The sequence below is a fragment of the Novosphingobium resinovorum genome (assembly GCF_036352595.1).
GTDB lineage: Bacteria > Pseudomonadota > Alphaproteobacteria > Sphingomonadales > Sphingomonadaceae > Novosphingobium > Novosphingobium resinovorum_B.
Window position 1 is genome coordinate 1 of the sequence record NZ_JAZFAX010000067.1, and the last position, 11,772, is coordinate 11,772.

The 11,772-nt window shown below is 61.0% G+C and carries 10 protein-coding genes and 1 pseudogene; 6 read left to right on the plus strand and 5 right to left on the minus strand.

What is annotated here, in order from left to right:
• Positions 1-287 precede the first annotated feature (287 nt).
• From V2S85_RS26060 to V2S85_RS26080, 5 genes are read right to left on the minus strand one after another with little or no spacing between them, the layout of a single operon-like run.
• Positions 288-1,907 carry a putative porin gene (locus V2S85_RS26060; protein ID WP_330705701.1) on the minus strand — a complete coding sequence of 540 codons (1,620 nt, stop codon included), beginning with the start codon at positions 1,905-1,907 and terminating at the stop codon, positions 288-290.
• A gap of 54 nt (positions 1,908-1,961) precedes the next feature.
• A complete protein-coding gene (gene pyk, locus V2S85_RS26065) occupies positions 1,962-3,410 on the minus strand; it encodes a pyruvate kinase (protein ID WP_330705702.1) in 1,449 nt (482 codons plus the stop codon).
• A gap of 2 nt (positions 3,411-3,412) precedes the next feature.
• Complete coding sequence (locus tag V2S85_RS26070) at positions 3,413-4,690, minus strand: glycerate kinase (protein WP_330705703.1); 1,278 nt, start codon at positions 4,688-4,690, stop codon at positions 3,413-3,415.
• A 2-nt stretch (positions 4,691-4,692) separates the two neighbouring features.
• Complete coding sequence (locus tag V2S85_RS26075; protein ID WP_330705704.1) at positions 4,693-5,766, minus strand: tartrate dehydrogenase; 1,074 nt, start codon at positions 5,764-5,766, stop codon at positions 4,693-4,695.
• 26 nt (positions 5,767-5,792) lie between these two features.
• Positions 5,793-7,109 carry an MFS transporter gene (locus V2S85_RS26080; RefSeq protein ID WP_330705705.1) on the minus strand — a complete coding sequence of 439 codons (1,317 nt, stop codon included), beginning with the start codon at positions 7,107-7,109 and terminating at the stop codon, positions 5,793-5,795.
• Between the two features lie 133 nt (positions 7,110-7,242).
• Between V2S85_RS26080 and V2S85_RS26085 the strand changes: the two genes are divergently transcribed.
• The 6 genes and pseudogenes from V2S85_RS26085 to eno all read left to right on the plus strand — a co-directional run.
• On the plus strand, positions 7,243-8,151 hold the full coding sequence (locus V2S85_RS26085) for a LysR family transcriptional regulator (protein ID WP_330705706.1): 909 nt from the start codon (positions 7,243-7,245) through the stop codon (positions 8,149-8,151).
• Positions 8,152-8,278: 127 nt separating this feature from the next.
• Positions 8,279-9,031 carry an SDR family NAD(P)-dependent oxidoreductase gene (locus V2S85_RS26090; protein ID WP_330705707.1) on the plus strand — a complete coding sequence of 251 codons (753 nt, stop codon included), beginning with the start codon at positions 8,279-8,281 and terminating at the stop codon, positions 9,029-9,031.
• A 14-nt stretch (positions 9,032-9,045) separates the two neighbouring features.
• Positions 9,046-9,231, plus strand: a complete 186-nt coding sequence (locus tag V2S85_RS26095) for a tautomerase family protein (RefSeq protein ID WP_330705708.1) — start codon at positions 9,046-9,048, stop codon at positions 9,229-9,231.
• A gap of 44 nt (positions 9,232-9,275) precedes the next feature.
• Positions 9,276-9,737: a cupin domain-containing protein gene (locus V2S85_RS26100; protein ID WP_330705709.1), complete on the plus strand. Its 462-nt coding sequence runs from the start codon at positions 9,276-9,278 to the stop codon at positions 9,735-9,737.
• A 76-nt stretch (positions 9,738-9,813) separates the two neighbouring features.
• A complete protein-coding gene (locus V2S85_RS26105) occupies positions 9,814-11,160 on the plus strand; it encodes an amidohydrolase family protein (protein WP_330705710.1) in 1,347 nt (448 codons plus the stop codon).
• Between the two features lie 176 nt (positions 11,161-11,336).
• A pseudogene (gene eno / locus V2S85_RS26110) lies at positions 11,337-11,772 on the plus strand (phosphopyruvate hydratase); the annotation flags it as partial.

An 11,772-nucleotide genomic window follows, 5' to 3' on the forward strand; every position in this document is an offset into this window, starting at 1 on the left:
GAGCATGCCCGCCATCCGACAGGCCATCATTGACCGAATATCAAGACCTCCGCCAGACCAATGCCCTCATTGCGGTGGGAGCCTATCAGTCACGCATTTCAAACTTCTGCCAAAGTAGTGCTAGCTCAAGCGGAGCGGAAAAAAGGAGCCGTGATCCGCCTCCCCCCCTTCTTGCCGGTAGTGCGCCAGGCCATTCTTGACCGCCTGTCTCGCTCACCGCCGGAGCTTTGCCTTCAATGCGGATGTAGCTTCATCTGATACCACAACGAACTTCTGCCAAAGTGCTGCTAGAAACGGACGTTGAACTGACTGCGAATACCCTGATACTCATAGTGTTGGCCGGTGATAAAGCGGTTTCGGAAATAGCTGAGCTGCAGCCAGGCGTTATGATCCAGGCCGATCAGGCCTTCCAGCGCCTGCACCGTCCGGTTGGTACCCCCCGGATTGTAATCGCCTTCCGTAAACGCGGCGATGATAGAATCCGTCTCAAGCCGGCGATACGACGCAGTTACCTGCCATTGCCCAAACTCCGAGACGTTGGGATCGCCGATCGTCACTGCGGTCATCCACGCAGTGTTTCCGTTTGGCTCGGTCAGCAGTGGAAGCGCGTTGAGCTTTTCACGATTGTAGGCTACGTTGACGGCCAAGTCGAATGCACCGGAAATCGCGTAGCGATCACCCAGCCTTTGTGAAACCGCCCCCAGTACCTCTACGATGCGGAAGGGAGACGCGATCCCCGGCAGAATCCTGCTTGCCTGCGGATCGATGTCGATCAGCGTATTTCCCACACCAAGAACTGTGGAACTGGTGCCCGATTCACCCACCCGAGCGCGATAATTGCTCCAGTTATAGTACGTCGCCGCGAGCCGAAGGTGGGTACTCTCGGTCAGGGGTACTCCTGCGACGCCGACTTGCCCTGCGTAGACGAAACGGTCGGGAGTGTCGTCGGCATTTTCATCGAGATAGAAGACCGCGCCCGTTGCGAAGACGTAGCCGGTGTTCAGCTTACGGCGGAAGGACGCCGAAAAGCCTTCCGGATTGACGTCACCGTCCCACAACAAGTTGGTGGTGTAGAATGGGTTAGGCATTCGTCCCGCAGTGACCGCGATATCCTTGGTCGGCTTCCATTGAAGATAGGCACGATCGATGCCGACACCATCGCGATTGAAAAAATCTCCGTAAGTCTGGTCGGTAGAAGTCGGCTCGGTCAGATTACCGGCAGCAAGGCGGATGACCGCGGTGAAATGGTCATCGACTTTGGCCGTAAAGCCGAGGCGGGCACGATAACGCAGCCGGGCGCGGTCCGCGTCGTCGAGGAAGTTCGTGACGGGAACCGCCGAGCCGCTGGTGGCCAGGGCCGCCCAGTTGGGGATCGTCGCGGAAGTCTTGTCATCGAGATATTCACCCTGCCAACGCACACGGATATCCCCATCCAGCCGAATGCGATCCGTCCAACTCTGATCCTGCACAGCAAAGGCGGCATTGCGCACCACGGGTGCCGATGGATCGATCGAGGGGTCGCGATTGTTCGGGAATGCGTAAGCGGGTTTGGCCGCCGGCTCAGGTACGCGCGGCGCTTCCGGTTGCCGGATCGCGCTCTGATTTTCCACTGCGGTCATGCTCGGCTTGGGCGGCGAAGTGTCGACCTTGGCGATCGCCGTGGCGAGCAGCCCCACAGGCGCCGATGGAGCCGCCATGACCACCTGCTTCAAGCCATCGGCCTTTGCCTGGGTTATGACGCCCTCACGAACCAGGAGGGCGATCAGCGCATCGACCTTACCGTCGCTGCTCGCTGGTGGCATCGCATCCATCGACGCGGCTTGCTCCCTTACCTTCGCCGCCGCCTCCTGAGGCGACCCGGCCAGGCAGGCGAGCAGGGTCAGAAGAACCGGGGTCTCTGCCTTCATCATTCGCTCCTCACTTCCTTGGGGTCTCATGCCCCATTGGACTCAAATTCAATGTCAGGGTTCTTGCGCACCCCTGATGGTCGAAACGCGCAGCGCATTCGTGGCGCCCGACTGGCCGAAAGGCGTGCCGGCCACGATCACGAAGGAATCCTCGATCTTGGCGTTCGTCAGACGGCGGCAGATACTCGCGGCCTCCTTTACGGCATCGGCCATACGCTCGACCGCCTCGACGACGACGGCTTCCACGCCCCATACGAGGGCGAGGCGCCGCGCGACCTTCCCAAGCGGCGTAGCCGCCAGCAGTCGAACCGCCGGACGTTGCCTCGCAATGCGAAGCGCCGTCGCGCCGCTCTGCGTGTAGGCAACGATAGCCTTTGCCTCGATCGTGTCGGCCACATGGCGAGCGGACGACGCAATCGCCTCGCCCGCCGAACGGTCGGGAGGAAGACGCCGCTCACCGGTACGGATCTGCCAGTCCGAACTGCCTTCGACCCGCGCCAGAATACGGCTCATAATGCCGACCGCTTCCTCGGGATACTGCCCGGCGGCAGTTTCGGCCGAAAGCATGACCGCGTCGGCGCCGTCGAACACGGCGGTCGCCACGTCCGATGCCTCTGCTCGTGTCGGCGTCGGCGCGGTGATCATGCTTTCCAGCATCTGCGTAGCAACGATCACCGGACGACCGAGCCGGTTACACAGCGCGACTACGTCCTTTTGCACCAGCGGCACGTCCTCCGGCGGTAGTTCGACGCCAAGATCGCCGCGCGCCACCATGATCCCGTCCGATGCCTCGACGATCGCTTCGATATCGGCGACAGCCTGCGGCTTCTCGATCTTGGAGACGATCCAGGCGCGGTCGCCGATCAGGTCGCGCGCCTCCTGCACGTCCTTGACCGTCTGAACGAACGACAGACCGACAAAGTCCACGTCATGTTCGAGCGCGAATGCGAGGTCACGCCGATCCTTCTCGGTAAGCGCCGGAATCGGCAGGACCATATCCGGCACGTTCACCCCCTTGCGATCGGACAAACGCCCTCCCACAAGGACTTCAGTATCGATGAACCCGTCGCCCACCCGCTTCACACCCAGGCGGATATTGCCGTCGTCGAGCAGCAGGCGCGTGCCCGGCCGGGCCGCCTCGATGATCTCGCGATGCGGCAACTGAACACGTTCATGGTCACCCGGCAGGTCACGCAGATCGAGACGCAGTGCCTTGCCGCGTTCAAGGTTGATGTAGCCGCCGCGGATGGTACCGATGCGCAGCTTGGGGCCCTGAATATCGGCCAGCACACCTATCGACCGGCGGTACTTGGCTTCCAGCACGCGCAGCGTAGCCAGACGCGCGGCGTGGTCGGCGTGGTCGCCATGGCTGAAATTCAGCCGGAATACGTCCACACCGGCGCGGAACAGCGATTCGATGACAGCCGGATCCGTGCTTGCCGGCCCGAGGGTGGCAACGATCTTGGTGCAGCGATTGCGGAAGATGGGTTCTAAACGGGGCAAGGTCAGACTACCAGAATTGCGCGAAAGTCGTTGACGTTCGTCATGGTGGGTCCGGTCAGGACCAAATCGCCGAGGGCGTCGAAGTAGGTGTAGCTGTCGTGCGCGCCGAGAAATGCGCGGGCATCCAACCCTTGCGCCTGGCCCCGTTCCAACGTGTCCGGCGCGATGATCGATCCTGCGGCATCCTCCGTCCCGTCGATCCCATCGGTATCGCACGAAAGTGCCCAGATATCGTCCATGCCAGCCAGCGCCAGCGCCAGCGCAAGTTGAAATTCGGTATTGCGCCCGCCGCGGCCCGCACCGTCCTTCCCGATCGTAACGGTGGTCTCACCTCCCGACAGTAGGACAGCCGGAGCAGTGACAGGCACGCCATGCTCCCTGATCGAACGGGCGATTCCAGCCATGACGATCCCCGCCTCGCGCGCTTCGCCCTCGATGGCATCACCCAGCACGAGGGTATTGACGCCCGCAGCGCGCGCCACCTCGGCGGCATGTGCCAACGAAAGCGACGGCGCGGCGACCATACGGATATCTTCCGTAATCTCGCCGGGCTTGGGCGTTTCGGCTCCGGAATCGATGATCGCCTGAGCAGACGCGGGAAGCGAGATCGAACGACGGGCAAGAATCTCACGCACGTCGTCAATCGTACTCGCATCAGTAACGGTCGGACCGGAAGCGATGGCGCCCGGATCATCTCCCGGAATATCCGAGATCACCAGCGATACCACGCGGGCCGGCGCGGCCGCCGCTGCAAGGCGCCCACCCTTGATCGCCGAGAGATGCTTGCGGACCGCATTCATCTCATTGATCGTCGCACCGCTGGCAAGCAACAGACGGTTGACTTCCTGCTTGTCGGCAAGGGTCATCCCCGGCCCCGGCATGACCATTAACGCCGAGCCACCGCCCGAAACGAGCGCCAGCACGAGATCGTCGGGGCCAAGGCCCTCAACTGCAGCAAGGATGCGCCTGGCGGCATCCTCACTGCGGTGATCGGGTACGGGATGAGACGCCTCGATGATCTCGATGCGGCCTGCCGGGACAGCATAGCCGTCACGGGTTACGACAACACCGGAGAGATCGATGTCGCTCCACTCGGCATCGACAGCTGCCGCCATGGCGGCAGATGCCTTGCCGGCCCCAATCACGACACACCGCCCCTTGGGCTTTGTTGGGAGGAGAGGTACAACTGCCTCGCCCGGAGCGGCGCGTTCCACGGCGGCGTCAAAAAGCCTCCGCAGCAACGCGCGCGCATGCACGTCGGTGATGGGACCGGCGGCCATGGTCAGCCGTTCTTACCGCTGATAGCGGCGATCACGGCTGCCGTGACTTCCTTGGTCGTGGCAGTACCTCCGACGTCGGGGGTCAAAACGCCATCGGCGCAGACCTGCTCCACTGCCGTCATCAGGCGAGCGGCCGCATCGCTTTCACCAAGATGGTCGAGCATCTGTGCGGCAGTCCAGAACGTGGCGACCGGATTTGCAATGCCCTTGCCGGTGATGTCGAATGCCGAACCGTGGATCGGCTCGAACATCGAGGGGTAACGCCCTTCCGGGTCTATGTTGCCGGTCGGCGCGACGCCCAGCGAGCCGGCGAGCGCGCCTGCAAGATCGGAGAGAATGTCGGCGTGCAGATTCGTGGCGACGATGGTGTCGAGGCTCTTGGGATTGAGCGTCATGCGAACGGTCATCGCATCGACGAGCATCTTGTCCCAGGTGACATCCGGGAAATCCTTCGAGACTTCAGCGGCGATCTCGTCCCACATCACCATGCCGTGACGCTGCGCGTTCGACTTCGTAACCACGGTCAAAAGCTTACGGGGACGCGACTGCGCCAGCTTGAACGCATAGCGCATGATACGCTCGACGCCGACGCGGGTGAAGATGGCTACTTCGGTAGCGACTTCCTCAGGCAGGCCGCGGTGGGCACGGCCACCGATGCCGGAGTATTCGCCTTCAGAGTTTTCACGGACGATCACCCAGTCCAGGTCACCGGCCTCGCAGTTGCGCAGCGGCGAGGTGATGCCGGGCAGAATCTTGGTCGGGCGCACGTTGGCGTACTGGTCGAAGCCCTGGCAGATCGGCAAGCGCAGGCCCCACAGCGTGATATGATCAGGCACGTCGGGCGCGCCGACGGCACCAAAGTAGATCGCATCGAACGGCTTGAGCCGGGCGGGACCATCCGCCGGCATCATCTCACCGTGCTTCTTGTAGTAGTCCGAACCCCAGTCAAAAGTGGTCACGTTGAACTTGAGGTCGCCATCGCGCTGAGCGAGTGCTTCCAGCACTTCAACGCCGCAGTCGATCACTTCAGGCCCGATGCCGTCAGCCGGAATGGCTGCGATCTTGTATTCACGCATTTTCTGTAAACTCCGAAATTATTAAGTCAGGAATGAATGGTGCTCGGCTTCGCTGCCACTGCCGCGGCCGTCTTCTTCTGCGAGCGCGACAGGAGCAGGACGAGACCGGCCGAAAGGACCAGGCAGGCTGCGACGAAGTAGAGGCCACCTGCAAAGCTGCCGGTTTCGTCCTTGATCCAGCCGATGATTGCGGGACCTGCGAAGCCACCTAAGTTGCCGATGGAGTTGATCGTAGCGATGCCCGCTGCCGCACTCGAACCGCTCAGGAACATCGTCGGCATGGACCACAGCGGCGGCTTCGAAGAGGAAATGCCGATGTTGACGACGACGAGGGCAAGAACAACGGCCACCACAGTCGTGGATTCCGCCGCCATAGCCAAACCGACTATTGCGATCAGGCAGGCGATTACGACGTGCCAGGTACGCTCGCCGGTCCTGTCCGAATGACGGGCCCACAAAACCATCGCGACGACGGCGACAACGGCGGGGACTGCATTGACGAAGCCGGTTGCAAACGACGACAAGCCGAATGACTTGATGATCTGCGGCGACCAGATGCCAAGCGTGTAAAGGCCAGCCGAGGTGCCGAAGTACACCAGAGAAAGCGCAAGGACACGCGGATCTGCAAGAGCCTTGAGCGGGTTGTGGGCACCCTTTGCCGGCGCACGACGAGCCTCTTCTTCCGCCATTGTCGCGACAAGCCATTCACGTTCGTCTTCGGTCAGCCACGTAGCTTTTGCGGGCCTGTCAGTAAGGAAGAAAAAAGTGACTACGCCAAGCACGACTGCCGGAACAGCCTCGAGGAGGAACATCCATTGCCAGCCTGCCAAGCCGGCAAACCCATGCATTTCGAGCAATGCCCCGGAAATTGGCGACCCGAGGGCAGTGGAAATGGGAGCAGCAGCCATGAACAGCGCGGTCACGGATGCCCTGTTCTTCGCGGGAAACCAGTAGCTGAGATACAGGATTATGCCCGGAAAGAAGCCCGCTTCTGCTACACCAAGCAGAAAGCGCAAGACATAAAAACTCGTTTCGCCTTTGACGAAGGCCATGCATCCGGAAACCAGACCCCAAGTGACCATCACACGGGCAATCCAGATACGCGCGCCGACTTTGTGCAGAATGAGATTCGAGGGCACTTCAAACAGGAAGTAACCTACGAAGAAAATGCCCGCGCCAATCCCAAAAACTGTCGAAGAAAACCCAAGATCATGGTTCATCGTCAGTGACGCGAAGCCAATATTTACACGATCCAGAAATGCCACAAAATACAATAGCATGATGTATGGAACAAGGCGCCAGGAAATGCGCGCGATAGTGCGTTTTTCTACATCCGGCGCCATATCATTCCTCTTCCAAGCCAGTTTTGCCGTTGTCCCGATCTTCGCAGCGGGTATGGCGAATTGGGTACGTGAGATTACGGTTGAGTCACAATCATCTGAATATTATATATTGAATGTATATAATGGAGGTATCATGGAGTTGCGCCAGCTTCGCTGCTTTTTGGCAGCGGCGGACAGTCTGCATTTCGGTAAGGCGGCCCTGCATCTCGGCATCCTTCCTGCTGTCCTGGGCAGACAAATCCAGATGCTGGAGAACGAATTGAGAGTTCGCCTGTTCGCCCGCTCAACCCGTCAGGTGACCCTCACCGACGCAGGCAAGAAGCTGCTGCCACGCGCCCGCCAGTTGATCGCCGACAGTGACGAAATCATCCGGCACCTGCGCGACATGGCCAATTCCAATCCAAAGCTGCTGCGCATCGGCGCTATAGACAGCGCGGCCAGTGGCCTCATTCCCAATCTGTTGCGTGACATCCATGCCGACTATCCCGAACTGGAGATCATTTTCGTCGAAGACAAGACGATCCGGTTGTTGCCCCAGTTGTTGAACGGCACACTGGACCTTGCCTTCGTACGGCCGCCCGAGCGTTTTGACCGCAACCTTCATGCGATGACGCTTCTTCAGGAACACCCAATCCTGGCGCTACCGACCGGTCACCCACTCGCCGCACACGACACAGTGCCCATCTCTGCGCTCGCGGATGTGCCGATGATCTTGCCCAACCGCAGAGTTCGACCCCACAGTCATGATCTTGCTGTTAAACTGTTCGAAGAGGCAGGCCTGTCGATGACGGTCGCGCAGGAAGCGGAGGAAAAGCACACCATCTTGCGCATGGTCTCCGCTGGAATTGGAGCGGCCATCGTACCGCGCTGGAGCGCGACCAGTGGCGAGCAAGGCGTGATCTTTCGAACCATGGCGCTGTCGTCGAACCGAGTCACGCTGCCATTGGCTGCGATGTGGCTTGGCGAAGATCAGAATCCCCTGATCGAAAGTGTGATGAAGGTCATCGAACGCAACCTGTCCATCTATTCCGCAAACGCCTGATCCGCTCCGGATTGCCTATGATTATTTACAATTAATATACAATCAAGCCGTGGTTGAACGCCGCAGCACATGTCGTACCTCAGTTGCCGGAGCGGCTGGCTTGAGTGCCACTCCGTCGGAGACCCCAATGACCAAGATTGCCTTAATAACCGGTGCCACTTCTGGCATCGGCTCTGCAACCGTGCGCCGCTTGGTAGCTGGAGGCTGGCTGGTCGTGGGAACAGGTCGCCGCAAGGAACGGCTTGACGGCCTTGCTCGAAACTTCCCCGCCGGAACATTCCACGGCGCGGCGTTCGACATCTGTGATCGCGATGCTACCGCAGCAGCAATCGAGGCTTTGCCGCCTGAGTTTGCCGCGATCGACTTGCTGGTCAACAACGCCGGACTCGCACTTGGCACAGTGCCGGCGCAACACGCCGATCGAGGCGACTGGCGCACGATGGTCGAGACCAACATCATGGCTCTGGTCGATGTCACACATCGGCTGCTGCCTCGATTGATCGAACGGCGCGGTGCGATCATCAACCTTTCGTCCACAGCTGCCACGTATCCGTACACCGGCGGGAATGTCTATGCCGGTACCAAAGCCTTCGTCCATCAATTCAGCCTCGGCCTGCGTTCGGATCTGCATGGCACCGGCGTGCGCGTCACATCGATCGAGCCAGGCATGGTTGAAACGGAGTTCACGCTCATACGCACAGGAGGCGACAAAGCGGCATCGGACAATCTTTACGCCGGCTCGCACCCGCTCACGGGAGATGACATCGCCGACATGATTTACTGGACGGCGAGTCTTCCGCCTCATGTGAACATAAACACACTGGAAACAATGCCGGTCAGCCAGTCCTTTGCGGGATTTCAGGTCGCGCGCGGCGAATAAGCGGAAGCATCGATATGCCCGAAATTATCGTGCACGCCGTCGCCGGCCGCAGCACGGCACAGAAGCGCGGATTGATGAAGGACATCACCGAGGCCGTCGTCGCCAACTTCGGCGTGCCGGCTGAACAAGTGGTGGTTCAGATCGTCGAATCCGCACCTGACAGCAAGGCGCGCGGCGGTATCCCTTATGCCGAGCGATAGGATGCCCGGTGATCAAGTCCCCCCAAAGAACGATTGGACCTGACATGTTCAGAAGCATTGCTCCGAAGGCCTTTTCATGCGCGCTGGCCGCGCTCGCCGCCGCCCCCATCCCGGCCCACGCCGCCACTCCCACCACATCGTCCGCCCACGGCGACATTCTGGTGCAGAGCACGAGTTCGTGGAACGGCAAGCCCTATGTGGCCTATCCAAAGGCGCAACCACAGCTCACCGTACTCAAAATGACGATCCCGCCGCACGCCGCCCTGCCCTGGCATACCCACCCCTTCCCCAATGCCGGCTATGTTGCCAGCGGCCAGTTGACCATCCAGGACAAGGCCAGTGGCAAGAGCCACACGTTCCACACCGGCGAAGCCTTCACCGAGTCCGTTAATGACGTCCACCGCGGCCTGAGCGGCGACAGGCCGACAGTGCTGATCATCACCTACTCCGGCGTCAAGGGCGTGCCCACTTTCAAGGCGGAACCTGGGCAAAAGCCCGAGTATTGACCCACCGTTCCCCAATCGTCCGCCGGCCGCATGGCCGGCGGACTTGTACTTGCTCCCCATACCGGAGATCCCGTCGATGATCCGTCACTTTTTCGCTAGCCTTCTGTGCTGCGGTGTCGCTGTCATGCCGATCGCCCATGCAGAGGCGGAAACCATCGCCCTTCGCCACGTCAGGCTGATCGACGGACGGGGCGGCGCGGCGGTACCAAACCAGACCTTAATCATCGCCGATGGTCGCATTGCCGCCGTCGGCCCCGACGACAGCGTACATGTGCCCGCAAGTGCTCGCTCGATCGACCTGACCGGGCGCAGCATAATGCCCGGCCTGATTTCCGACCATTCGCACCTCGGCTATACCGACGACACCACCAGCGGTCCGAAAAATTACAATGAAACGAACGTCGTGCGCGAATTGCGTCAGTGGCAGCGCTACGGGGTAACGACGATCACGTCGCTGGGCCTCAACAGGCCCCTCTTCTACCAGTTGCAGCCCAGGGCGCACGCCGGGACGCTCGGCGGTGCAGACTTCTTCGGCGCCGACCGGGGCATAGGCATGCCAGGGGGCGCACCGCCCATGGACGCGGCGGCGGACCAGCTCTATCGTCCCGCCACGGTTGTCGAAGCGATCCGCGACGTGGACGAGACTGCCGCACGCCACCCTAGTATCGTCAAGCTGTGGGTCGATGACTTTCACCACAGCGAACCGGCCAAGATGTCTCCCGAGATCTATCACGCCATCATAGCCGAGGCCCATGCCAAGGGCCTGCGCGTCGCGGCCCATGTCTATTACAGGGACGATGCCCGCGCGCTGGTGGAAGCCGGCGCGGACATCCTGGCTCACGGCATTCGCGACCAACCCGTCGATGCCGGACTTGTGGCGCTGATGAAGCAGCGCGGGACATGGTATATTCCGACGCTGGGGCTCGACGAATCCTTCTATCTCTACGCGCAGCACCCCGATTGGATGGACACCGCTTTCTTCGGCGACAGCGTAGGCCCAGCGCTTGCCCTGCAATTCGCCGATCCGGCCTGGCGCGCCAAGGCGACCGATCCCAAGTCCCTCGCGGTGAACGAAGCTTCGCTTGCGACGAATTCGGCCAACCTGCGCACATTGTACGATGCGGGGGTAAAAATCGGCTTCGGCACGGATTCCGGCGCCACGCCCCTGCGTATTCCCGGCTTTGCGGAGCACCGCGAACTGGCATTGATGGTCAAGGCAGGCCTCACTCCGCTGGAGGCGATCACGATTGCAACGCATGATGCTGCGCAGCTGCTGCAGCTCGACGACCGCGGAGTGATCGCCCCCGGCAAACGCGCCGACCTGCTCGTCATTGACGGCAAGCCTGACGAAGACATCGCAGACGTCGATCATATCGACATGGTCTGGCAAGACGGAAAGCCGATAGCCGAAGCGCACTCTTGAGAGAGTCGCCGCGATGAACCGGTATACACTTAAGGCCGTGAAGGCAGTGCCAGGAACGACCGTTGGGCTCGATGAAATACATAATCATTATATAGTTTTCGTATATGAAATCTGTCGCAACTTTTTGGTAAGGGCCATCTGAACAATCGTATGACCAATCAATCAGGAGAGCGCACATGACCGCGATCATCGACATTCACGGACGGGAAATCCTCGACAGCCGCGGCAACCCCACTGTGGAAGTGGACGTGCTTCTGGAAGACGGCAGCTTCGGCCGCGCGGCGGTGCCCTCGGGCGCATCGACTGGCGCCCACGAAGCCGTGGAGCTGCGTGACGGCGACAAGAGCCGCTATCTCGGCAAGGGCGTGCTCAAGGCCGTGGATTCGGTCAACGGTGAGATCGCCGAGGCGCTCGTCGGTCTCGACGCCGAAGACCAGCGCGACCTCGACCTCGCCATGATCGAACTCGACGGCACGCCGAACAAGGCGCGCCTCGGTGCCAACGCCATCCTCGGCGTCAGCATGGCCGCCGCGAAGGCCGCCGCCAATGCGCGCGGCCTGCCGCTCTACTCCTACGTCGGCGGCGTTTCGGCGCATGTCCTGCCGGTGCCGA

What these genes read in the sequence shown, in the direction of transcription:
- V2S85_RS26060 (WP_330705701.1), bottom strand. Translation starts at nt 1,907, where the DNA reads ATGAAGGCAGAGACCCCGGTTCTTCTGACCCTGCTCGCCTGCCTGGCC.
- V2S85_RS26070 (WP_330705703.1), bottom strand. Translation starts at nt 4,690, where the DNA reads ATGGCCGCCGGTCCCATCACCGACGTGCATGCGCGCGCGTTGCTGCGG.
- V2S85_RS26075 (WP_330705704.1), bottom strand. Translation starts at nt 5,766, where the DNA reads ATGCGTGAATACAAGATCGCAGCCATTCCGGCTGACGGCATCGGGCCT.
- V2S85_RS26080 (WP_330705705.1), bottom strand. Translation starts at nt 7,109, where the DNA reads ATGGCGCCGGATGTAGAAAAACGCACTATCGCGCGCATTTCCTGGCGC.
- V2S85_RS26085 (WP_330705706.1), top strand. Translation starts at nt 7,243, where the DNA reads ATGGAGTTGCGCCAGCTTCGCTGCTTTTTGGCAGCGGCGGACAGTCTG.
- V2S85_RS26090 (WP_330705707.1), top strand. Translation starts at nt 8,279, where the DNA reads ATGACCAAGATTGCCTTAATAACCGGTGCCACTTCTGGCATCGGCTCT.
- V2S85_RS26095 (WP_330705708.1), top strand. Translation starts at nt 9,046, where the DNA reads ATGCCCGAAATTATCGTGCACGCCGTCGCCGGCCGCAGCACGGCACAG.
- V2S85_RS26100 (WP_330705709.1), top strand. Translation starts at nt 9,276, where the DNA reads ATGTTCAGAAGCATTGCTCCGAAGGCCTTTTCATGCGCGCTGGCCGCG.
- V2S85_RS26105 (WP_330705710.1), top strand. Translation starts at nt 9,814, where the DNA reads ATGATCCGTCACTTTTTCGCTAGCCTTCTGTGCTGCGGTGTCGCTGTC.